Here is a 22,774-nt window from a genome sequence, read left to right as displayed (position 1 = left end):
CTCCATGACCACCCTGCCCTCCGAAATCAACCCAGAAGCCGTGAAGAACAGCCCGGCCGAAAAAGTCACACCCATGATGCAGCAATATTTGCGCATCAAGGCCGATTATCCGAATATGCTGGTGTTCTACCGCATGGGCGACTTTTACGAATTGTTCTTCGACGACGCGGAGAAGGCCTCGCGCGTGCTGGGCATTACACTGACCGCGCGCGGCAGCCAGAACGGCGTGCCGATCAAGATGGCGGGCGTGCCCTTCCACTCGCTGGACGGCTATCTGGCCAAGCTGGTCAAGGTGGGCGAGTCCTGCGCCATCGCCGAACAGATCGGCGACCCGGCCCTGGCCAAGGGTCCCGTTGAACGCAAGGTGGTGCGTGTCGTCACGCCAGGCACCCTGACCGATTCGGACCTGCTGCCGGAAAAATCGGAGCGCCCGCTGCTGGCGATGACGATGATCAGCAACCGCAAGCACGTCACCTGCGGCCTGGCCTGGCTGTCGCTGGCTTCCGGCGCGCTGCGCCTGATGGAATTCTCCGGCGACCAGCGCACCGTCAACGTGCGCCTGCAGCAGGAACTGGAGCGCATTGCACCGGCCGAAATCCTGCGCGGCGACGACGCCGATATGTTCGACGACATCAGCTTCTGCCACGTGAACAACGTGCCGGCCTGGCACTTCGACGTGGTGCACGGCCACAAGGCGCTGCTCGACCAGTTGGCCGTCGCCACCCTGACCGGCTTCGGCGCGGAAGGCCTGGGCGCCGCGTTCGGCGCCGCCGGCGCCCTGCTGCGCTATGCCCAGTCGACCCAGGGCCGCGGTCTGCAGCACGTCAAGAGCCTGTCCTGCGAAACGGAGAACGAATACATCGGCCTGGACGCCGCCACGCGCCGCAACCTGGAACTGACCGAGACCATCCGCGGCCAGGAGTCCCCGACCCTGTTCTCGCTGCTGGACCACTGCCGCACGGCCATGGGTTCGCGCCTGCTGCGGCACTGGCTGCACCACGCGAAACGCGAGCAGGCGGTCGCACGTGCGCGCCACGACGCCATCGCCGCCCTGATGCAGCACGACACCACCGGTTCGCTCGCCTACCACCTGGCGCAGGTGCCGGACATCGAACGCATCACCACCCGCGTGGCCCTGCTGTCGGCCCGTCCGCGCGACCTGTCCGCCCTGCGCGACGGCCTGCAACAGCTGCCCAAGCTGCAGCACGCCATGCTGCGCGCGCTGGGCCACGACAATGCGGAGGGCCTGCTGGCCAAGCTGCATTACGGCCTGAACGAGCCGCGGGAATGCGTCGGCCTGCTGGTGCGCGCCATCATGCCGGAACCGGCCACCATGGTGCGCGACGGCGGCGTGATCGCGCGCGGCTTCGACGCCGAGCTCGATGAGCTGCGCGGCCTGTCCGAAAACGCCGGCCAGTTCCTGGTCGACCTGGAGACCCGCGAACGCGAGCGCACCGGCATCGCCAACCTGCGCGTCGAATACAACCGCGTGCACGGCTTCTATATCGAAGTCACCAACGGCCAGGCCGACAAGGTGCCGGAAGACTACCGCCGCCGCCAGACCCTGAAGAACTGCGAGCGCTACATCACGCCGGAACTGAAGGCCTTCGAAGACAAGGCGCTGTCGGCGCAGGACCGCGCCCTGGCGCGCGAAAAAATGCTGTACGACGAGCTGCTGGCCGCGCTGGCGCCGTTCATCGGCCCGCTGCAGGCGATCGCCCAGGCGCTGGCCCAGGTCGACACCCTGTGCGCCCTGGCGGAACATGCGCTGCGCAACAACTGGTGCGCGCCGACCCTGGTGGCCGAGCCCTGCATCCATATCGTGGAAGGGCGCCATCCGGTGGTGGAAAACCAGATCGAGCGCTTCATCGCCAACGACTGCAAATTCATGGCCGAGCGCCGCCTGCTGCTGATCACCGGCCCGAACATGGGCGGTAAATCGACCTTCATGCGCCAGGTGGCCCTGATCACCCTGCTGGCCTACATCGGCAGCTACGTGCCGGCCGCCAGCGCGACCATCGGTCCGATCGACCGCGTCTTCACCCGTATCGGCGCAACCGACGACCTGGCCGGCGGCCGTTCCACCTTCATGGTGGAGATGACGGAAGCGGCCACCATCCTGAACGGCGCTACCGAGCATTCGCTGGTGCTGATGGATGAAATCGGCCGCGGCACCTCGACCTTCGACGGCCTGGCGCTGGCCTGGGCCATCGCCCGCCACCTGATCGAATCGAGCCGCAGCTTTACCCTGTTCGCGACCCATTACTTCGAGCTGACGCAGCTGCCGGAAGCGCATCCGACCGCCGCCAACGTGCACCTGTCGGCGGTGGAACACAAGGATTCCATCGTCTTCCTGCACGCGGTGCAGAACGGCCCGGCCTCGCAAAGCTATGGCTTGCAGGTGGCCCAGCTGGCCGGCGTGCCGCAGCCCGTCATCAAGGCGGCCCGCAAGCACCTGGCGCGCCTGGAGGCGCAGGCCCTGGATGCGACGCCGCAGCTGGACCTGTTCGCCGCGCCGGTGGCCGACGCCAACGACGACGAGGCGCCCCTTGCGCTGCCGGCGGCTGATCCGCGCGCCGAGGAACTGCTGGCGGCGCTGGACGGCATCGACCCGGATGCCATGACCCCGCGCGAAGCGCTGGACCGCCTGTATCAGCTGAAGCGCCTGGCGCAGGCATGAGGCGGCATCACGCGATGCGCCTGCTGCCGGTAGTGATGGCCGCCGCCCTGCTGGCCATGCCGGCGGTCCAGGCGCGCGCCGACAAGCCGCCGCGCAAGGGCGAATTCAAGGTGGCAGTGGTCGGGCACAGCTTCCGCAAAGGCGACGGCGATGCCGAATTCCGCCGCCTGCTGGCGGAAGCGGGCAGCGCCGAGCCGGCCTTCATCATCGCCACCGGCATCAAGACCAGTAGCGAGCCCTGCAGCGACCGCCTGTACGCAGACCGGCGCGAACTGATGAACAGCGCCGAGCAGCCGCTGGTATTGCTGACGGCCGGCAGCGACTGGACCGAATGCCGCAACTCCAACGGCAAATCGAACGCCGTCGAGCGCTTGAACCGGATCCGCGAGCTGTTCTTCGCCGATTCGGAGTCCCTCGGCAAAAACAAGATGCTGCTGGCGCGCCAGTCCGGCATCGCCAAATTCCGCGACTACGCCGAAAACGCCTACTGGGAGCACGAAAACGTTCTGTTTGTCACCATCAACGTGCCGGCCAAGAACAACCATTACCTGTCCGAGGCGGGCCGCAACAGCGAGTACGAAGACCGCATGGTGGCCAACCGCGGCTGGCTGCACCGCGCCTTCCTGACGGCAAAAAGCCGGAAGCTGGCCGGTATCGTGCTGCTGATGGACGGGGACATCGGCGCCCACGTAGAACAGGGTTTTTTCGCCCGCCTGGCGCAGAAGAAGGACGGCTTCACCGAAACGCGCCGCCTGGTACGCACCCTGGCCGACAAGTATCCGGGCCAGCTGCTGCTGGTGGACAGTCAGAAAAAGGACAAGACGCCGGCAGCGATTGAATGGCACAAGAACGTGGGCCACCTGGCCCTGGGAGCCGATTGGGCGGCGCTGCGCATCATTCCGGGCAGCGCCTCGCTGTTTACCCTCGCCAGCGAATAAGGCGCCTGCACGGCAAGGAGCTGCAACAACGCCATGGCCATTTTGAAACGGCCTCTAAGGCAAAAACAAAAGGCGAACTTACAGTTCGGAGGCCAGACTATGACGGCCGGGCCGAATTTTCGACCTGGCCATACGCTGAGCGCGGTCAGATACCAACGCTGTTCTTTTGTACTGCACTCTGGACGGAAAGTCTGGTTACGGCGGACGCATCGATCTTCCAGGTCATGGCAGATCCGCCAGCGGGCAGGGCCGGCGTCCATACCACTTGTTTGCCGGAGACACCGTCCGCCAGGTCAGCGGCGTACGTCATGGTGATCACCCCAGCATCCGCCACCGAAACGGCGGAGACTTCCTTGGTTGGAGTGAAGCTGCTTGGGATGCCACTGTTGGGGTTGGCGGAGTTGCACTTGGACAGGTCACCCGCAGCTTCCTGGGCGCACAGGCCGACGGCAGTCTTGAAGGAGTCAATCGCAGTCAGGCCGGCAACGGCCTTGGCCTTGGCGGTGTAATCGGAATAGGCCGGGATCGAAATTGCTGCCAGAATGCCGATGATCGCGACAACGATCATCAATTCAACCAGGGTAAAGCCCGTCTGGGCTTGCTTATGTGTCTTTTTCGGGCTTTTCATGGGAACTTCCTGGGATAGGTACGGCAACGTTGCACGTCATAACACCCAAGCAATTCTCATGCCAGTCCATTTTGCCCGGATCGTCGGGCTGACTGACAACTCTTGTCAAATTTGGAGAATATATTGTCAACTTTAATTCTCAACTGACAAATTTTGTCAGGAAACGCTTCCAGCAAGAATTAAAAGTCATCGTCGAGGCCGAGCGACGCAGGCTGGCGGCGGATGGTGCGGCTACCGATCCGTAAATCGAAATGCCATCCAGTCTTACCTGAACGGCATTACATTGGTGCGGGGTGTGATTCTTAGTGGATTGGGTGGCTGCGGAAGTGGTCGCCCTCTTCGCCATCGCCCTCTTCATCTTCTTCGTGGTGGTGGCCATGGGCGCCGTGCACGTGCTCATGCGCGATCTCTTCTTCGGTCGCGGCGCGCACGTCCATCACTTTCAGTTCGAAGCGCAAGGCCATGCCGGCCAGCGGATGATTGCCGTCCAGGACCACTTTGTCTTCGGCGATTTCCGTCACGGTGAAAATCATCGCGTCGTCTTCTTCGCCACCCTCTGGCAGGCCTTCGAACTGCATGCCGATTTCCAGCGGCTCCGGCAGGCGCGCGCGCTCTTCCACTTTCAGCAGGTTCGGATCGTAATCACCAAAGGCATCTTCCGGCTCAATCTGGATCGTGTTGGCATAGCCGACGTCCTTGCCGTCCAGTTCTTCTTCGATCTTCGGCAGGGTGTTCTCGTAGCCACCGTGCAGGTAGACCATAGGCTGGCGGCCGTCTTCGATCAGATTGTTTTGTGCGTCGGACAGTTTGTACTCCACCGTCACAACGGTATTCTTGGCGATCTTCATTGAGCTTCCTTTCATATCTAAGCTGGGGAGGATTATACCGCTTGCTATAATCGGGCCCATGAAAAAACTGACTCTCCTCGGCGATATCACGCCCGAACAATTCCTGCGCGATTACTGGCACAAGAAGCCGCTGCTGATCCGCCAGGCCATCCCCGGCTTCCAGCCGCTGCTGCCTTTCGAGCAGTTGGCCGAACTCGCCACCAAGGACTATGTGGAAAGCCGCCTGGTCACCAAAAAGGACGGCAACTGGGACATGCAGCACGGCCCGCTGAAGGCGCTGCCGGCGCGCAGCGAACGCGCGTGGACCATGCTGGTCCAGGGCGTCAACCTGCAGGACGACCAGGCCGACGAGCTGCTGCGCCAGTTCCGCTTCCTGCCCGATGCCCGCCTGGACGACCTGATGGTGAGCTTTGCCACCGACGGCGGCGGCGTGGGACCGCATTTCGACTCCTACGACGTCTTCCTGCTGCAGGCACAAGGCCAGCGCCGCTGGAAGATCAGCGCGCAGAAGGACCTGACGCTGATTGAAGGCCTGCCGCTGAAGATACTGAAAAAGTTCAAGGCCAGCGAGGAATTCGTGCTCGAGCCGGGCGACATGCTCTATCTGCCGCCGCATTACGCCCACGATGGCGAGGCGATCGGCGATTGCCAGACCTATTCGATCGGTTTCCGCTCGCCGTCCTACCAGGAACTGGGCGAAGCTTTCCTGCAATTCATGGCCGACTCGATCGACCTGCCGGGCCGCTATGCCGACCCGGAACTGGAACCGACCAACAAGCCCGCTGAAATTCCCAAGGCCATGCTGTCGAAACTGGCCGATGAATTGAACAAGGTCAGCTTTACCGAAGACGATTTCGCCATTTTCCTCGGCGAATACCTGTCCGAACCGAAGCACAACGTCTTCTTCCAGCCCGTGGAAAAGCCGCTAACGGCCAGCAAATTCCAGCAAACCGCGCAGAAAAAAGGCGTCACCCTCTCGCGCAAGACGCAAATGCTGTACCGCGGCAAAAATGTCTTCATCAACGGCGAATCCTTCGCCATGCACAAGGCGGACAAAACGGCGCTGGAAACCCTGGCCAATACCCGCGCTCTGGACGGCGCGGCCGTGGCAGGGGCGTCCAAGGACGTGCTGGAAGCGCTGTTTGCCTGGTACACCGATGGCTGGCTGGAACTGAACAAATAAGCGGAGGATAGGATGGAGAAGCAGCTTTTTGACAGCCGTACCCAGTTTCAGGCCTTGCTCGAAGAGTGCATGTCGCGGGCCCGCCTGACCTTGCAGCTGTTCGATCCCGACTACGCCTGGTGGCAGCTGGGCAGCAGCAAGACCGACGCCCTGCTGCGCCACTTCCTGCAGCATCGAGGCCGGCTGCAGCTGGTGGCCCACAGCAATGCCCACCTGGAACGCCATGAACCGCGCTTCCTCAAGCTGTTGGAGGATTATTCGCACCAGATCGAATGCCGGCTGACCAGCCGCAGCATCCACACCCTGACCGACTCCTTCTGCGTGGCCGATGGCGTGCATATCGTGCGCCGCTTCCATTCCGACCATTTCCGCGGTGAAGCAGATTTCAACGCGCCGGCGTCAACGCAAACCAGTCTGGAGCGTTATGACGCGATCTGGGCTGAAACTCAGCCGGGCCTGAAACCAGGAACGACTGGCTTATAAGCTGGAAAACTGTAAAATACTGCGGTTCGAGATAAGCCGGCGATCGCTGCAGTTGCAGGCAATACGGAGCGGTAAAAAAATATTGCGTTTTCGCAAAATAGTTGCGAAAACAATCCGTTTTGCTATTGCGACGCAGCAGAAAACGCTATAATATCCGGTGTGTTTCCGTGTCTGGTCGACCTTTTTCGAGGTTGGAAAGGCCGACGAAACGCCGTACGAGCGATAATTACCGGTAATTATTCATCGCAACATTGTTTAATTTTTGTTGAGTTAATTAAGGAAAACAAATGAAAAAATCCCTGCTGATCGCCTCCCTGCTGGCCGTTGCTCTGACCGCCTGCAAAAAAGAAGAAGCGGCTCCTGCTCCAGTAGCTACCCCAGAAGCAGCTGCTCCAGCTCCTGCTGCAGCAACCCCAGCTCCAGAAGCCACCCCAGCCGCTGCTCCAGCTGCTGAAGCCGCTTCCGCTGCTGCTTCCGCTGCTACCGACGCTGCTGCTGCTGCTTCCGCAGCTGCTTCGGCTGCTTCGGCTGCTGCCTCCGCTGCTTCCGCTGCTAAGTAATTCCTTTGCAGGGAAAAGAGACCAGCCTTCGGGCTGGTTTTTTTTGCCCCGAAAAGGTAACAGGGGACGCACCTTTAAAAGGGTGCGTCCCCTGTTTATTTTTGCCACGCCCATTTCGGGCCAATAAAAAAGCCGGCTTGCGCCGGCCTTTTCCGTCAGGCTTGCGCCTTATTTCAGCTGCTCGTGCAGCAGCGTCAAGATCTTTTCGCCCACCGGCGTTTCGTCCGGCGTGTCCTTGTTGGTCCACACCGATACCTGGGTCGAGTTGACCGAATCGGAACGTACCGAAATACGGTAGCGCTGGGCTTCCTTATCCTTGTCCGAAGAGCTGAACAGCCTGCTGAACCAGCCGCGGGTATCGGTGGCGTCGTTCACAAAGCGCACGTAGTACACGCCCTGCACGCGATCGCGGTCTTCCACGGTGAAGCCGGCACGATCGAGCGCCAGGCCGACACGGCGCCAGGTGCGGTCAAAGCCTTCGTCGGTCTTGATGAAGCGGCCGGCACCCTCCCCCATCAGGGTCGCGTGCTGCGCCTGAACCGCCGCATTGTCGACCGAGGTGCGCGCCGTCGTCTCGTCCGGCGAACCACCCAGCTTGGCCATCAGCTTGGCCAGGAAGATCGCCTCCAGGTTCGGATCGCTATTGCGGTTGGTCCACATGGTGGACTCGTTTTGCGGGCCGCTCGCCACTTCCTGCGTGCCGCGGTGGCTGATGTAAATCTCGGTGCCGCCGGCAGGGTTGCGCTCCAGGCGGGTGCGGTACTTGTCGCGCTCGCCGCTCGAGTACAGGCCATCGAATACCTTGCCGATGGTGTTGCGGATGAAGTCCTGCGGGATCTTGGCGCGGTTTTCATTCCATTCGGTCTCCATCACGCCGGCGGTGGAATTCTCCACGGCCAGGTTGAAGCCCGACTCTTCCCAGAACGATTTCAGCTGCGGCCACAGGGCCTCGGGGGTTTGCTGCACCACCAGCCAACGCTGGTTGCCGGCGCGTTCGACGCGCACGGCGCCGTTGCCGGTGGTGGCCACCTCATTGGTGCTGGCTGGCGCTGCGCCCGGCGTGGTGCCGCGCGCGGCCTGGTAGCCGGAGGCGGTCGCCACGCCACGGTCATTGCTTGGCAGCGAGTAGCGGTTGTCCTTGGACAGCTGGGTCAGGTCCGGCGGCACGTCCAGCGTGCTGGCCTTCTTGGCCGATTTGTAATCCACCTTGGAATCGCCAACGACGGACTGCACCATGCCGCAACCGGTCAGGCTCAGCATCAGGGCACCAACGACGAGCCCGCGCTGCGGGGTCTGGGAAACGATCTTGCGAATAGTCATGTGAAAAAGAAGATTAGTTCAGCACACCGGATTCACGCAGGGCAGCGCGGACGGTCTCGTGATACTGCTCTGCCAGCTGCACCAGCGGCAGGCGGATACCTTTCGGCATCCGGCCCATTTCCGCCAGCGCCCATTTGACCGGGACCGGATTCGGTTCGATGAACAGGTTCTGGTGCAGTGGGAGCAGCTGGTTGTTGATGGCGGTCGCCTTGGCGGCATCGCCTGCCATCGCGGCTTCGCACATTTCGTGCATCTGGCGCGGCGCCACATTGGCGGTCACCGAGATATTGCCCTTACCACCGGCCAGCATCAGCGCAATCGCAGTCGGATCGTCGCCGGAGTAGACGGCGAAGTCGGCCGGGGCGCGGCGCAGCAGGTCGTAGCCGCGGCCGATATTGCCGGTCGCGTCCTTGACGCCGATGATGTTCTTGATCTGGGCCAGGCGCAGGATGGTGTCGTTGCTCATGTCGGCAACGGTGCGGCCCGGTACGTTGTACAGGATGACCGGCATCTCCACCGCTTCGGCGATCGCCTTGAAGTGCTGGTACATGCCTTCCTGGGTAGGACGGTTGTAGTAAGGAACCACTTGCAGCGAAGCGTCGGCGCCGGCGCTCTTGGCAAAGCGGGTCAGTTCGATGGCTTCCACGGTGGAATTGCCGCCGGAACCCGCGATCACCGGGATGCGGCCCGCGACACGTTCCACGGTTGCCTTGATCAGTGCGCAGTGCTCGGCCACGTTGACAGTGGCGGATTCACCGGTGGTACCGACGATCACGATGGCGTCCGTGCCTTCGGCAATATGCCAGTCGATCAGCGCGTTCAGGCCTGGATAGTCCAGGGTGCCGTCGGCGTGCATCGGGGTTACGATTGCTACAATGCTACCCTTAATCATAGGAAACCAATTGCAATAAGAATTAAAACGACGATTGTAGAGCATACCCTGCACCCGTGGTGCATTTTGGTCGCTCAAAATGACGGCAACAGCGCCGCCTCCCTTGGAAACTCCCCTTTCACGGCGCAAATCCTTTGCACCATGGCCGGTTTCGGCGTATTAACGACGCCATCCTCGAACGCGATGACACGCAAGCCATGCATTCTAGCCAATTCCAGCAATTCGCCCGGCTGCAGCAAGAAGTCCGGGTTGGATGGCTTGCCGAAAGCGGCATTGCCGTCGGCGAAGGTTTCGTAAATCAGCATGCCGTTCGGCGCCAGGCTGCCCAGCATGTCGGCCAGCAGCGGACGGTGCAGGTAGTTGGTCACGATCACGGCGGCAAAGCGCGCCGGGCCGAACGGCCAGCAGGCGCCCTCCTCCTCCAGGTCGATCTGGCTGGTCACGATGCCGGGACCGGCTGCCGCGGCCAGCGCCTCGGGGTCGCGGTCGACCGCGATCACGGCATGGCCCAGCGCGGCCAAATGGCGCGCATGGCGGCCGCTGCCGCAAGCCAGGTCCAGCACTTCACCGCCCGGCACCAGCGGCGCACAGCGCTCCACCCAGGGCGAAGGCGGCGTCAACACATCAGCCATAACTCAATCCCATTGCTTCGCGCACATCGCGCATGGTTTCCTGCGCCTGCTTGCGCGCCGCTTCATTTCCGTCCGCCACAATAGCACGCACCAAGGAAGGATCGTCCAGGTAGGGCTGGGCACGCTCATGCATCGGTTCCTGTTCTTTCAGGATGGCGTCGATCACCGGCTGCTTGCATTCGAGACAACCGATACCCGCCGATTTACAGCCCTGCTGCACCCATTCCTGGGTCGGCGGGTCCGAATACACCACGTGGAATTGCCAGACCGGGCAGCGCTCCGGCTCGCCGGCATCGGTGCGGCGCACGCGGGCCGGGTCGGTCGGCATGGTGCGAATCTTTTTCGTGACCGATTCCTTGTCCTCGCGCAGGGCAATCGCGTTGCCGTAGCTCTTGGACATCTTGCGGCCGTCCAGGCCCGGCAGGCGCGACGCCTCGGTCAGCCGGGCCTGCGGCTCCACCAGGATCAGCTTGCGCGCCCCTTCCAGGTAACCGAACAGGCGCTCGCGGTCGATCATCGACAGGTTCTGCGCATCGTCCAGCATGGCCTTGGCCTGCTCCAGCGCGGCGTCGTCGCCTTCCTGCTGGTAGGCCGTGCGCAGTTCGTGGTACAGCTTGGCGCGTTTGCTGCCCAGCTTCTTGACCGCGTCCTGCGCCTTTTCCTCGAAGCCCTTTTCTTTGCCGTACAGGTAGTTAAAGCGGCGCGCGATCTCGCGCATCATTTCCACGTGCGGCACCTGGTCGTCGCCCACCGGCACTTCGCTGGCGCGGTAGATCAGCACATCGGCCGCCTGCAGCAGCGGGTAGCCGAGGAAGCCGTAGGTCTGCAAGTCCTTGTTGGCCAGGTTGTCGATCTGGTCCTTGTAGGTCGGCACGCGCTCCAGCCAGCCCAGCGGGGTGGCCATCGACAGCAGCAGGTGCAGCTCGGCGTGCTCCGGGACTTTCGACTGGATGAACAGCGTCGCCTGGGTCGGGTCGATGCCGGCCGCCAGCCAGTCCACCAGCATGTCCCAGGTGGACTGCTCAATGATGGACGGGTCGTCGTAATGCGTGGTCAGGGCGTGCCAGTCGGCCACGAAGAACAGGCAAGGCTGCTCGGACTGCATCCGGATCCAGTTCTTCAGGGCGCCGTGGTAGTGGCCCAGATGCATACTGCCCGTCGGGCGCATGCCGGAGACGACGCGGTCAGGGTACATAGTAACTTGGGAGCGCGCTAAACGGCAGAAGGATCAGGCTCTTCACAAACAGTACAAGTGCGCCCAGTAGAACCCGGAATGGCCCCGTATTCAGCAACAGGATGATGCCGATAAAAATGAAGGGGCCAAGGCGCTCAATGCTGGCGAATTTGATCGCCAGGTCGCGCGGCAACATGGCCGTCACGATGCGGCCACCATCCAATGGCGGGATCGGAAGCAGGTTGAAGCCGCACATGATCGCGTTCACCCACAATCCGGCCTGACACATCCCAAGAAGGAACGGTTCCGTAACACCGGCAGCAACCAGCAGCACATGCAATAGGACCCAAGCGATCCCCATGACAAAGTTGGCAGCCGGTCCCGCCGCGGCGACAAAACCCATTTGCTTTTTCGGATTGCGCAGGCGGCCGAAATCCACCGGCACCGGCTTGGCATAGCCGAATGCCATATGCGCAGTAAATAGCAGGACGATCGGCAGGATGATCGTGCCAAACAGATCGATATGCTTGATCGGGTTGGGGGTCAGTCGGCCCATTTGTTCGGCGGTATTGTCGCCAAAATAGCGCGCCACGTAACCGTGGGCAGCTTCATGCAGGGAAATAGCAAACAGGACGGGAATTGCGTAGACCGCGATTGCCTGGATTATCTGGTCGGTATTCATAACTGGGATTTTATCAGAGGGCATCGGCATGCCCGCCTACACGGCGGGTGGAGGATGCCCATGGGTCTCAAAGGCCGAGGGCAGCGGGGTCGCCGCGTCCGGTGCGCACCAGTTCCGGCTCGTCGCCGGTCAGGTCCACCACCGTGGTGGGCTCCAGGCTGCAGGCGCCGCCGTCGATCACCAGGTCGACCTGCTTGCACAGGCGCTCCAGCACAATCTCGGGGTCGGTCAGCGGCTCGTCGTCGCCCGGCAAAATCAGGGTAGTCCCCAGCAGCGGCTGCCCCAGTTCAGCCATCAGCAATTCGGTGATCGGATTTTGCGGCACGCGCAAGCCGATGGTCTTGCGTGACGGGTGGGACAGGCGGCGCGGCACTTCGCGCGTCGCCTCCAGGATGAAGGTGTAGGGGCCAGGCGTCGCCGCTTTCAACAGGCGGAACTGCTTGTTGTCGACGCGGGCATAGACGGCGATTTCGCTCAGGTCGCGGCATAACAGGGTCAGGTGGTGCCGCTCGTCGATGCCGCGGATGCGGCGCAGCTTGTCGACCGCGGCCTTGTCATCCAGCTGGCACACCAGCGCGTAGCAGGAATCGGTCGGCAGCGCGACGATGCCGCCGCCCTGGATGATTTGCGCCGCCTGCTTGATCAGGCGAAGCTGCGGGTTATCAGGGTGTACCTGGAAGAATTGGGTCATGTTTCAGCTTGTTGGCGCAGCCGTTGCAGGGCTGCGATACGTTCTTCGATCGGAGGATGGCTGGAGAACAGCTCGCCCCAGCCGCTGGGCGATGTGATCCCGGATGCGGCCATGTCCTGCGGTAACTGTCCGGGCTGGATGCCGCCCAGACGCGCCAGTGCCTGCTGCATGGGCACGGTGGAGCCCAGCAGGCGCGCCGAGCCGGCATCGGCCCGGAATTCGCGCTGGCGCGAGAACCAGGCCACGATCATGGAGGCCAGCAGGCCGAACACCAGTTCGCAAACGATCACCGTCACGGTATAACCGATGCCTGGGCCGCGGTATGAGGCACGCTCGTCGTCGTTCTGGCCGTTCAGGACGCTGTCGACGATGCTACCGACGATGCGTGACAGGAACACGACAAAGGTGTTCACGACGCCCTGGATCAAGGTCAGCGTCACCATGTCGCCATTGGCGATGTGGGCCACTTCATGTCCCAGCACGGCCTCCACTTCCTCCCGGTTCATCGATTGCAGCAGGCCGGTGGACACGGCAACCAAGGCGTCGTTCTTGAATGCGCCGGTGGCGAAGGCGTTGGGGGCGCCATCATAAATCGCCACTTCCGGACGGCCGATGCCAGCCCTGTCGGCCAACGCATGCACGGTGCCAAGCAGCCACTGCTCATGGGAATTCTGCGGATGGTCGATCACGCGCGCGCCGGTCGACCACTTGGCCATCTGCTTGGACATCAGCAGCGAAATAATGGCGCCGGTGAAACCCACCACCAAGGAAAACGCCAGCAAGCCGCCCATGCTCATTCCCGAGCCGGGACGGCCTATCCCGAGCAGGGACAGCACGATCGAGAGCACCACCACCACGGCCAGGTTGGTGGCGATAAAGAGGATGATGCGTTTCATAGAACAAGCTCCGGACAACTTTACCGAATGATAATCTATGGTCGGCAGTAGGGAATTACAAGCCCCGCGTCAGAACCAGTCGTGCCAGACCGGCGTCACATTGCCCGGCAGCGGCGGCAGTAGGCGGAAGTCGACGCGCGCCTCGCCCGGCGCATGGAAGTCGGTCCCGCGCGACGCCAGGAAGCCATAGCTGTTCGCCAGGTTCGCATATTTCGGATACTGGTCCGGCGTATGCGAGCCGGTCACGACCTCGATTGCCGTGCCGCCCAGCTGCTTGAATTCGTCGAACAGCACACCCTCCTGCAGCGGCGTGAATTTGTAGCGCCCCGGATGCGCGATCACCGCGATCCCGCCCGCGCCCAGAATCCAGCCGACCGCATCCTGCAAGCTCGCCCAGCGGTGCTCGACGAAGCCCGGCTTGCCTGGCGAAAGATATTTGCGGAACACTTCCGGCACCGAGGAACAAATCCCCTGCTCCACCAGGAAGCGTGCGAAGTGGGTACGGGACATCAGCGATGGATTGTCGACATAATGCAGCGCGCCCTCGTAGGCGCCGGGAATGCCGGCCAGCTCCAGCTGGCGGCCAATTTCGCGGCCCCGGTTATCGCGGCCGGAACGGGTATCCTCCAGGCCTTTGAGCAGGGTGGCATTATTTTCGTCCAGCTGCAGGCCGACGATATGCACCGTCTCGCCGGCCCAGGTGATGGAAATTTCCACCCCCGACACGAAGCGCATGCCATACAGCTGCGCCGCGGCGCGCGCCGTGGCGACGCCGCCCACTTCATCATGGTCGGTCAGGGCCCAGACATTGACGCCCGCCTTATGGGCATGCTCGGCCACCGCCGCAGGCGGCAGCACCCCGTCGGACACGTTCGAATGGCAATGGAGGTCTACGTTCAGCATACGCTTTGCAATATTGCGAAGCATTCATTGTACGCTGAAAGCTCAAGCGAGGAATTCCTCCAGCATTTCGGCCAGCAGTTCCGGCTGGTCGTGGTGCAGCATATGGCCGGCGTCCGGCATCATCTTCGGCGTAACCTGCGCCAGATGCGCCAGGCGGCGGTCGATTTCCGCGCGCGCCTCGTCCTTGGGGCCCATCCACAGCCACATATTGGTATCCTCGGCCTCGACCCACAGCACCGGCGCCGTAATCTTCTTCCAGCACGCCAGGACTTCCTCCACCCGGTACAGCGACGGGCCGGGACGCTTATGCACCGGGTCGCCCAGGATTTCCCACTGTCCCTGCGCATTGCGCGCCGACCAATGGCTGGCCAGGAAGGCGGCGCGTTCATCGGACAGGCGCGGATTGGTCTTCTGCAGACGGGCCGCGACGGCGGCCTGGCTGTCGTAGGTGCGCATTTCTGGCGCCACCAGCAATTCGTCGAGCCACTTGCGGTAGCGCGAAGGCGCCTGCTCCGGCACGGTCGCTTTCAGGCCGAAGCCTTCCAGGTTGACCAGGCGGCGGATGCGCTCCGGACGGATGCCGGCATACAGGCTGACCACGTTGCCGCCCATGCTGTGGCCCAGCAGGTTGATCGCGCCCTCTGGCTGGTAATGGCGCAGGATCGCATCCAGGTCGGCCACATAGTCGGCGAACCAGTAAGTATCCGTGCCATTGCGCTCGGTCTGGCCGAAACCGCGCCAGTCCGGCGCAATCACATGCCAGTCCCCTTTCAGGCAATCGACCACGAACTGGAAGCTGGCGCCCACATCCATCCAGCCGTGCACCATGAAGATCTTGGGCGCGCCTTCGCGGCCCCAATGCAGTACGTGGGTGCGCATGCCGCGCACATCGATAAAATCGGAACGGGATGGAATCATGATGCCTGCCTAAAAATGGGTGAACCACGATAATAGCACGACCGTGCTAAAACCTGCTTGGCGTACAATAGCGCCACTTCCCTTCCCTCCTACCGGACCGTCCATGACAATTTACCAGCTTGGCGAACACGCGCCAGAGATTGATGCTTCCGCTTTCGTGGCGGAGAATGCCACCTTGATCGGCAAGGTGACCTTGCAGGCAAACAGCTCCGTCTGGTTTGGCGCAACCATCCGCGGCGATAATGAGCGCATCACAATTGGTGAAAACAGTAATGTGCAGGAAGGTACGGTGATGCACACCGATATGGGCTTCCCGCTCACGGTGGGCAAGGACGTGACCATCGGCCACCAGGCCATGCTGCATGGCTGCACCATCGGCGACGGTTCGCTGGTCGGCATCCAGGCCGTGGTGCTGAACGGCGCCAGGATCGGCAAGGGCTGCCTGGTCGGCGCCGGCGCCCTGGTCACCGAGGGCAAGGAGTTTCCCGACAACTCGCTGATCGTCGGCGTGCCCGCCAAGGTGGTGCGCCAGCTGACAGCGGAAGACGTGGCGCGCCTGCAAGGCAGCGCCGACAGCTATGTCAAACGTGGCCAGCTGTTCAAGTCGCAACTGAAAAAGATTGGATAAGCAATGACGAACACCCCGGATACCCTGCAGAAGTTTGTTTTCGAAGACGCCGCCGTGCGCGGTGAGCTGGTCGACATCTCCGCCACCTGGCGCGAGATCGTGGCCCGCCACCACTACCCGGTCGCTGTCAAGCGCCTGCTGGGCCAGATGGTGTCGGCGGCGGCGCTGCTGTCAGCCAACCTCAAATTCAACGGCTCGCTGATCATGCAGCTGCATGGCGACGGCCCGGTGCGCCTGCTGGTGGTGGAATGCGATTCCGACCTGCGCATGCGCGCCACCGCCAAATTGAATGCCGAGTTCGCGATCGCGGAAGACGCCGGCCTGCAGGCGCTGGTCAACGCCCAAGGCCACGGCCGTTTCGTGATCACCCTGGATCCAGCCGAAAAAGTGCCGGGCCAGCAGCCATACCAGGGCATCGTACCGCTGGACGGCGACGACGTGGCGACCGTGATCGAGCACTATATGCTGCGCTCCGAACAGCTGGACACCAAACTGTGGCTGGCGGCGGACGACAAGGTCTCGCGCGGCCTGCTGCTGCAAAAGCTGCCCCTGCATGGCGGCAAGGCCGAAACCACGGCGCACGCCATCGAACACTCGCAGGAAACCTGGAACCGCGTGGTCATGCTGGGCGACACGCTGAAGGAAGCGGAGATGCTGGAACACGGCATCGACGAACTGCAAAAGCGCCTGTTCTGGGAAGAGACCCTGCGCGTCTTCGAGCCGCTGCACCCGCACTTCCACTGCTCCTGCACGCGCGAGAAGGTGGGCAATATGCTGAAGATGCTGGGCCAGCAGGAAGTGGAAGACGCGCTGTCCGAGCAAGGCAAGCTGGGCATCAACTGCGACTTCTGCGGCAAGCACTATGAATACGACGCGGTCGACTGCGCGCAGCTGTTCGTCACCGACGCACCGGCCGAAGCCCTGATGCACGGTACCGAAGCCAAGCACTGATCCAGCCGAGTCCGTGGCAACCTTGGGGTCAGGCTCTTGGGTTGCCACGCGTGGCAAGCCAAGAGCCTGACCCCAAGGTTGCCACGGACCCGGCCGTTCTTACAGGCTGCGCGTCAAGTCAACCCACGCCTGCGTCTGCGGCTTTGCCCTTTCCCGCACGCCAAAGAAGGTCACGACCAGCTCGCCGTCCTTATCGAAGAATTCCACCGACGTGACGCCGGCGCGCTGCACCACATAGCCGCTCTTCAGCGTGGTTTCGCGGATGTGCAGGTTGAATTCCGGATCGAGCACGTTGTACCACTCGCCGCTGGCAGCAGTCTTGCTGATCTTGCCGCTGAAAATCTGCGTCACCGCGCCATTTCCCAGGAAGGCCATGATCGGCATCTGCTGCTTCGCCGATTCTTCCAGCAGCTTGCGCATCGCTTGCGGTCCGATTTTCTGCACCGCGCCCTCGGGAGCCAGGCGCATCGCTTGTTCGCGGCTCAGTTTGAACTCGCCGACAATCCGGTTGAACTGGTGCACATCGGTCATCTCTTTCCACGCCAGCTGGAATTCCTTCACGTCCACGGCGCTGTCCGCCAGTTCAAGCGCCTTCGGCTCGGCGGCGACAATCTTTAGCGCGCCGCTTTGCTGCGGATGTTTGAATTCTGCCACGATCTTGTCGAACACCGCCACGCCAGCCTCGCTCTTCACATAGACCTTGTGCGCGGCATTGCCCTGCGCGTCGAAGAACTGCAGGCTGCGGCTGGTCGCGCCGTCGCGGCCCGGCTGCACGACCGCGAAGGCATGCTTCCAGTTGGCGAAGTGGAAGCGCAGGTCGATCTCGCCGCCGAGATAGCCTCCGCCCACGGCACGGTAGCGTTCCTTGTCGCTGAAGGATTCCGGCTTGGCCCGGCTTGCCACGCCGGTGCGTTCCAATACGCCGTTCTCATTGCGGGTCAGGGCCATGACGGTGCCCAGGTCCAGCGCACGGATCATGATGTCGTTCACCGCGTGTTCCGCATCGGACAGGCGGATCACGGTCTTGCCGATCCCGGTCGCCAGCAGCTCGGCTTCGGATGTGCCGAGCGTGCGGGCGGCGTCGCGGATCTGCAGTTTTGGCTGTTCGGCGCGCAGTGCATCCCAGCGTTCGTTCAGCGCGGCTGCGCCCGCGGCGCCGGCAGCCAAGGCGATGGCACCGCCAAGCAGCAGGAAGGCGTAAGTCTTTTTCATCGTATTCTCCTTATCAGTACATCAGTTTGAAGTTGAGCGCGACATGGCGGCCCGGGCGCGCCTGGCGCTCGATCTCGGCCCGCGCGGCGGCGGTGCTACCTGCGGCCAAGCTGCGCGCGGCGGCGTAATCCCAGTACTTCTTGTCGCCCACGTTATAGATGCCGGCATTCAGCACCGCGTTCCTGCCGATATTCCAGTAGCCCGCCAGGTCAACCACGGTCGCCGCCGGCACCGCGAAATACGCACCCGCCGGCGCCTGCGCCGGCGCAGCGGTCACATCGGCCTGCGCCTGTTTGCCGCGCATGTGGACGGCGGTCAGCGATGCTCCGCCGCGCTTTTGCGGGTCGTCCCAGGCCAGGCTGGCCGTGGCCTTGTACGGCTGGATGGAGTTCATGCCGCCTTTCTGGCCGGTGCGCTTGTTTTCCAGCGTGCCGCGCGAAGCGCCTGCCGACAGCGCGGCGCTGAAGCCCTGCCCCATCTGCGCCAGCGCGGAAAACTCGCCACCCCAGCTGCGCGCATTTCCGATGTTCTCAGGCCGGAACAGGCCGAACGTCACGGTCGGGAAGTTGACCGGGTCGGCCGGCTGCGCCACGTACTCGATGAAATCCTTGTAGCGGTTGTAGAAAGTGGAGGCGCTCACCGTCAGCCAGCTTGCCGCCTGCCCGCGCAAGCCCAGTTCAAAGGTGTTGCTGCTCTCTTTGCCCAGGTTCGCGTTGCCCAGCGTCGCGTAACCGTTGCCGGCTCCCGTGTAACTGAACGAATCGTATGTGCCGGTGCGCTCGGCGGCGGTCGGCATGCGGTAGCCGTGCGTGTACTTGCCGTACACGTCGACCTGCGGCGTCACGGCCACCGTCAGGCCAAGGCTCGGGGACAGGAAGCTGTCGCTGTCGTCCTTCAATTCCTTGGCTGCGGCCGGTACCGCGATCACGTAGTTCTGCAGGTTTTTCGGCTCCAGCTTGCGGTACTCGGCGCGCAGCCCTGGGGACACGGTGGCGCGCAGGCCCGCCAGCGGGAACACATACTCGCCGCGCACGAAGGCCGACAGTTTCAAGGTATCCATGTCGGCCATGCGGTTCTTGTTGGTGACCTGGTGCGCGCCGCTTGCCAACACCGTGCGGTCTTCCCTCCAGGGGCGGCGCGACGCCTGGTCTTCCACCATCGCGCCGAATGACATGCTGTCGGCGCCGAACTGGCGCGTCGCGCTGCTGGCCAGGCCTTTGCTCTTGTTAAAGTAGCCCGTGTCGATGCTGCGCGCATAGCGCTGGGGACCGGCCACATAGGCTGCATCGGTATGGTCTTCCACGCGCGAATTCTGCACATAAGCCCTGCTCTCGACCAGCCAGGTGCCGGAAGTGTATTCATGTTCCAGGCTGGCCCGGTTGCGGTGCGTATTCGAAGCCTGCGCTGCGCCTTGGGGGTACATGGCGTTCAGCTTGTTGTCGAATTTGCGGTCATGCCCGGCGCGAAAGCCGTCGAAGGTGAAGCCGAGCTTCTGGCCCGGCGCCAGGCGCCACGCCAGCTTGGCCAGCAGCGCATCGGAGCGCCAGTCATCCGGATTGGGCGCCACGCTGCCTTCACTCTGGGACTGTTCGCCGTTGCGACGTACCGCCACCGCCAATGCCTGCAACGAGCCTGACTGCACGGCGCCGGTCAGGGCATGCATGCGCGCGTCGTTGGCGCCGTGGTAGCCAAATTTGTACTCGGCATAGACGGGTTTTTCCGCGCTCACGAAGTCGGATGGCGACTTGGTCACAAAAGATACCTTGCCGCCCAGGCCTGCGCTGCCGCCGTCGGCTGCGGTGCTACCTGCGCCGATGCGCACTTCGCGGAAGGTTTCGGGGTCGAAATAGTCGCGCCCGACGCCGAAGCTGTTCAGCGTCGAATTGTCCGGACGCGGCGCCGCATCGGGCAGCGCAATGCCGTCCAGATCGAGGCCGATGCGGTTGCCTTCCACACCACGGATGTTGAAGCCCGTATTGCCCGCGCCATCCCAGATATTGGCGCCGCCGCTCAGCGCCGCCGGTACGGTGACCAGCGTTTCGTAGCGGGCCATTTGCGCCATATCGGTCACGCCGCGCCGCTCGAGCTCGCGCGCAGTAATCGTCTTGTTTTCCTCAGGCTTGGCCGTAACGAGGATTTCGCCCAGGCGGGTGGTTTCTTGGGCATGGGCGTTCGCGCCCAGGGCGGCAGCCAGCAACAGCGCCAGGCGCTGCGGCCGCAATACGGATGCAGTCATGATCTTCCAGTAGAGAGTCGGTCAAACGCTGGCTCTCGGCTGGCACGGGAACGCCATTCTAATGCGAATAATTCTCATTCGCAAGACGTTAAGGAGGGAAGATTTTGGAGTATGCTTGCGGCTTCCCTTTTGTCCAGGATCCCTGATGCAGTCTTCCCGTCTTTCCGCCGCCGTCCTTATAGCCAGCCTGCTGGCCAGTCCACTCGCCCTCGACGCTGCACTGGCGGCGCCGGCCGTCAAACAAGAGGCAAGCCAGGCCAGTCGCCAACTGGCCCAGTTGGCAAACGACTTCCACATCGCCCGCGCCAGCTTCGACCCGCTGCTGTTCGCGACTGCCAACGGCGACAGCCGCTACAACGACCAGATCGGCATGGCCATCGCCCCCGACGTGCGCGCCAAGCAGTTCGCAGCCTACCGCCAGATGCAGGCCCGCCTCGCAACGATCCCGCGCACCCAGCTGGCGGACCAGGACAAGATGACGCTCGACCTGCTGGCCTATGAGCTGGATGCGGCATTGGCATTGGCCCCCTTCCCCGAACACCTGCTGCCGCTGAACCATTTCGACAATATTCCGAGCACCCTGGCCAATTACGCCAGCGGCACCGGCTCCCAGCCGCTGGGCACCGTCAAGCAATACCAAGACTACCTGAGTCGGGTGCGCCAGTTGGCGCCCTGGATCGACCAGGCCATCGCCAATATGCGCGAAGGCATCAAGAAGGGTGTCGTCCACCCCAAGGCCATCACGCAAGCGATGCTGCCGCAGATGGCAGCGCTGCGCAGCAAGAGCGCGGAATCCAGCGTGTATTACTCGCCGATTGCGCGCATGCCCGCATCGTTCAGCGCCGCGGACAAGGCGCGTCTGGCGCGCGACTACCGTACAGCGGTGGAGCAACTCGATCCGGCGCTGGAACGCCTGGTGCGCTTCCTGGAATCGGAATACCTGCCCGCCAGCCGCAAGAGCACCGGCTGGAACTCCCTGCCGAACGGCGGGGCATGGTACCAGGCTCGCATCCATGACAGCACCAACCTGCCGCTGGGGCCGCAAGAGATCCACGACCTGGGATTGAAGGAAGTCGCCCGTATCAGCGCCACGATGCTAAGCCTGAGGCTCAAATTGGATTTCGCCGGATCTACGCAGAGTTTCACGCAATGGATGCGCGGCCAGAAGCGCTTCACGCCCTTCGCCACGGAAGCGGAAGTGCTGGACGAGTACCGCGAGATCTACGATTTGGTACAGGCCAGGCTGCCCGCCTATTTCAGCCTCGTGCCGAAATCCAAATTGGTGGTCGACCTGGAACCTGCTCTGACGCGTGCCACCGCGTCCGACCATTACACGCCGCCGGCGGCCGACGGTTCCCACCCCGGCGTATTCTGGGCCGTTGTGAACGATCCGAAGGACTACAACCGCACCGGCATGGCCAGCCTGCTGCTGCATGAGGGTGTGCCCGGCCACCACTTCCACGCAGCGCTGTTGAAGGAAATGCCGCTGCCCGATTTCCGCAAGTTCAGCACTGAAAACCAGAACAACGCAGCCTACACCGAAGGCTGGGCGCTGTACGCCGAGACGCTGGGCAAAAACTTCGGCTTATACGAAGACCCGGTCTGGCACTACGGCCACCTGAATGCGGAATTGCTACGCGCTGTGCGTCTGGTGGTCGATACCGGCATGCACTCGATGGGTTGGCCCCGGGAGAAGGCTATCGCCTATATGGTCGAAACGCTGGGCGTCCCGGAAGAACGAGCCAAGAACCAGGTTGAGCGCTATATGGTCTGGCCTGCGCAGGCTCTGAGCTACAAGATTGGTGCGATGAAGATCCTGGAATTGCGCGACAGGGCCCAGCGTGAACTGGGCGCAAAATTCAGCTACCCGGCCTTCCACGCCGTGGTGCTGGGAGACGGCACCTTGCCGCTGCCTATTCTGGAGACGCGCGTCAACGAGTGGATCGCCAAAGCGAAGAAGTAAGCAACAGAAAGTCGGGGTCAGGTCTGGCAATCGGACACGAGCCCGACAATTATCGCGGCTTGGCCTGGTCTTTGCCGAGGATCTGCACGTAGATTTCGTTCTGCTTGATCATACTGAGCTCGAAGCGCGCCCGCTCTTCGACGGCGCCGGTGCCGTCTTTCAGGTCGTTCACCTCGGAAGCCAGCTTGGCGTTGCGCTGGCGCAGGCCTTCATTCTTTTCCTGCGCAGCCGCGACTTCTTTTTCCAGCTCTCCCACGCGCCGCCAGCCGCCCTTCCCGAACCAGAGCGGGTATTGGATCAGCATCAGCAGCAGGGCAAGAACGAGGGTAATCAGGCGCATTGGCTCAAAACGGAAC

At 62.8% G+C, this 22,774-nt stretch carries 22 protein-coding genes; 8 read left to right on the top strand and 14 right to left on the bottom strand.

Annotation, left to right across the window (positions count from 1 at the left end; translation table 11 throughout):
• Positions 1-4: 4 nt before the first annotated feature.
• Together mutS and H597_RS0127125 are read left to right on the top strand one after the other, a co-directional pair.
• Entirely contained in the window at positions 5-2,680 is a 2,676-nt protein-coding gene (gene mutS, locus H597_RS0127130) for a DNA mismatch repair protein MutS (protein WP_028104887.1), read from the top strand.
• On the top strand, positions 2,677-3,618 hold the full coding sequence (locus tag H597_RS0127125; RefSeq protein WP_229632255.1) for a hypothetical protein: 942 nt from the start codon (positions 2,677-2,679) through the stop codon (positions 3,616-3,618). The genes mutS and H597_RS0127125 overlap by 4 nt, the downstream gene beginning before the upstream one ends.
• A gap of 145 nt (positions 3,619-3,763) precedes the next feature.
• Here H597_RS0127125 and H597_RS36055 read toward each other — a convergent pair whose 3' ends face one another.
• Complete coding sequence (locus H597_RS36055; protein ID WP_028104885.1) at positions 3,764-4,246, bottom strand: pilin; 483 nt, start codon at positions 4,244-4,246, stop codon at positions 3,764-3,766.
• Positions 4,247-4,548: 302 nt separating this feature from the next.
• On the bottom strand, positions 4,549-5,094 hold the full coding sequence (locus H597_RS0127115) for an FKBP-type peptidyl-prolyl cis-trans isomerase (RefSeq protein WP_028104884.1): 546 nt from the start codon (positions 5,092-5,094) through the stop codon (positions 4,549-4,551).
• A gap of 58 nt (positions 5,095-5,152) precedes the next feature.
• Here H597_RS0127115 and H597_RS0127110 point away from each other — a divergent pair, with 58 nt between their 5' ends.
• The 3 genes from H597_RS0127110 to H597_RS35750 all read left to right on the top strand — a co-directional run bounded on the left by H597_RS0127110 (position 5,153) and on the right by H597_RS35750 (position 7,320).
• Positions 5,153-6,277, top strand: a complete 1,125-nt coding sequence (locus H597_RS0127110) for a ribosomal protein uL16 3-hydroxylase (RefSeq protein WP_028104883.1) — start codon at positions 5,153-5,155, stop codon at positions 6,275-6,277.
• Positions 6,278-6,289: 12 nt separating this feature from the next.
• Positions 6,290-6,760, top strand: a complete 471-nt coding sequence (locus H597_RS0127105; protein ID WP_028104882.1) for a DUF7931 domain-containing protein — start codon at positions 6,290-6,292, stop codon at positions 6,758-6,760.
• A 287-nt stretch (positions 6,761-7,047) separates the two neighbouring features.
• A complete protein-coding gene (locus H597_RS35750) occupies positions 7,048-7,320 on the top strand; it encodes a hypothetical protein (RefSeq protein WP_083941311.1) in 273 nt (90 codons plus the stop codon).
• A 168-nt stretch (positions 7,321-7,488) separates the two neighbouring features.
• Here the strand turns inward: H597_RS35750 and bamC are convergent, their stop codons facing one another.
• The 9 genes from bamC to H597_RS0127060 form a co-directional block, all read right to left on the bottom strand.
• The gene (bamC, locus tag H597_RS0127100) at positions 7,489-8,640 is read right to left on the bottom strand and encodes an NlpB/DapX family lipoprotein (RefSeq protein WP_051294145.1); all 1,152 of its coding nucleotides are present in this window, start codon (positions 8,638-8,640) and stop codon (positions 7,489-7,491) included.
• Between the two features lie 13 nt (positions 8,641-8,653).
• Entirely contained in the window at positions 8,654-9,532 is an 879-nt protein-coding gene (gene dapA, locus H597_RS0127095; protein ID WP_028104880.1) for a 4-hydroxy-tetrahydrodipicolinate synthase, read from the bottom strand.
• Between the two features lie 74 nt (positions 9,533-9,606).
• A complete protein-coding gene (locus H597_RS0127090; RefSeq protein ID WP_028104879.1) occupies positions 9,607-10,164 on the bottom strand; it encodes a class I SAM-dependent methyltransferase in 558 nt (185 codons plus the stop codon).
• Positions 10,157-11,359 carry a tryptophan--tRNA ligase gene (locus H597_RS0127085; RefSeq protein ID WP_028104878.1) on the bottom strand — a complete coding sequence of 401 codons (1,203 nt, stop codon included), beginning with the start codon at positions 11,357-11,359 and terminating at the stop codon, positions 10,157-10,159. Before H597_RS0127085 ends, H597_RS0127090 begins: the two co-directional genes overlap by 8 nt.
• Positions 11,349-12,020 carry a site-2 protease family protein gene (locus H597_RS0127080; RefSeq protein ID WP_028104877.1) on the bottom strand — a complete coding sequence of 224 codons (672 nt, stop codon included), beginning with the start codon at positions 12,018-12,020 and terminating at the stop codon, positions 11,349-11,351. The genes H597_RS0127085 and H597_RS0127080 overlap by 11 nt, the downstream gene beginning before the upstream one ends.
• A gap of 67 nt (positions 12,021-12,087) precedes the next feature.
• Positions 12,088-12,711 carry an L-threonylcarbamoyladenylate synthase gene (locus H597_RS0127075; protein ID WP_028104876.1) on the bottom strand — a complete coding sequence of 208 codons (624 nt, stop codon included), beginning with the start codon at positions 12,709-12,711 and terminating at the stop codon, positions 12,088-12,090.
• The gene (gene htpX / locus H597_RS0127070) at positions 12,708-13,607 is read right to left on the bottom strand and encodes a protease HtpX (RefSeq protein ID WP_028104875.1); all 900 of its coding nucleotides are present in this window, start codon (positions 13,605-13,607) and stop codon (positions 12,708-12,710) included. Before htpX ends, H597_RS0127075 begins: the two co-directional genes overlap by 4 nt.
• Before the next feature lie 69 nt (positions 13,608-13,676).
• Complete coding sequence (locus tag H597_RS0127065) at positions 13,677-14,510, bottom strand: 3',5'-nucleoside bisphosphate phosphatase (protein WP_028104874.1); 834 nt, start codon at positions 14,508-14,510, stop codon at positions 13,677-13,679.
• 42 nt (positions 14,511-14,552) lie between these two features.
• The gene (locus tag H597_RS0127060) at positions 14,553-15,428 is read right to left on the bottom strand and encodes an alpha/beta fold hydrolase (protein WP_028104873.1); all 876 of its coding nucleotides are present in this window, start codon (positions 15,426-15,428) and stop codon (positions 14,553-14,555) included.
• Positions 15,429-15,531: 103 nt separating this feature from the next.
• Between H597_RS0127060 and H597_RS0127055 the strand changes: the two genes are divergently transcribed.
• Both H597_RS0127055 and hslO read left to right on the top strand, forming a co-directional pair.
• Positions 15,532-16,056, top strand: coding sequence for a gamma carbonic anhydrase family protein (locus H597_RS0127055; RefSeq protein ID WP_028104872.1), 525 nt, complete (start codon positions 15,532-15,534; stop codon positions 16,054-16,056).
• A gap of 3 nt (positions 16,057-16,059) precedes the next feature.
• Positions 16,060-17,007 (top strand): Hsp33 family molecular chaperone HslO, encoded by a 948-nt coding sequence (gene hslO / locus H597_RS0127050; protein WP_028104871.1) that lies wholly within the window; start codon positions 16,060-16,062, stop codon positions 17,005-17,007.
• Positions 17,008-17,106: 99 nt separating this feature from the next.
• Here the strand turns inward: hslO and H597_RS0127045 are convergent, their stop codons facing one another.
• Both H597_RS0127045 and H597_RS0127040 read right to left on the bottom strand, forming a co-directional pair.
• Positions 17,107-18,219, bottom strand: coding sequence for a hemin-degrading factor (locus H597_RS0127045; RefSeq protein WP_028104870.1), 1,113 nt, complete (start codon positions 18,217-18,219; stop codon positions 17,107-17,109).
• Between the two features lie 13 nt (positions 18,220-18,232).
• Entirely contained in the window at positions 18,233-20,455 is a 2,223-nt protein-coding gene (locus H597_RS0127040) for a TonB-dependent receptor domain-containing protein (RefSeq protein ID WP_028104869.1), read from the bottom strand.
• 145 nt (positions 20,456-20,600) lie between these two features.
• Between H597_RS0127040 and H597_RS0127035 the strand changes: the two genes are divergently transcribed.
• Positions 20,601-22,418, top strand: a complete 1,818-nt coding sequence (locus H597_RS0127035; RefSeq protein WP_035375349.1) for a DUF885 domain-containing protein — start codon at positions 20,601-20,603, stop codon at positions 22,416-22,418.
• A gap of 49 nt (positions 22,419-22,467) precedes the next feature.
• On the opposite strand, the gene ftsB is transcribed toward H597_RS0127035, so the two are convergent.
• Positions 22,468-22,758: a cell division protein FtsB gene (gene ftsB, locus H597_RS0127030; RefSeq protein ID WP_028104867.1), complete on the bottom strand. Its 291-nt coding sequence runs from the start codon at positions 22,756-22,758 to the stop codon at positions 22,468-22,470.
• Positions 22,759-22,774 lie beyond the last annotated feature (16 nt).

Source organism: Pseudoduganella violaceinigra DSM 15887, assembly GCF_000425385.1.
Taxonomy (GTDB): domain Bacteria; phylum Pseudomonadota; class Gammaproteobacteria; order Burkholderiales; family Burkholderiaceae_D; genus Rugamonas; species Rugamonas violaceinigra.
The sequence above is the reverse complement of the archived record's forward strand: the minus strand, read 5'-3'. Positions and strand labels throughout refer to the sequence as shown.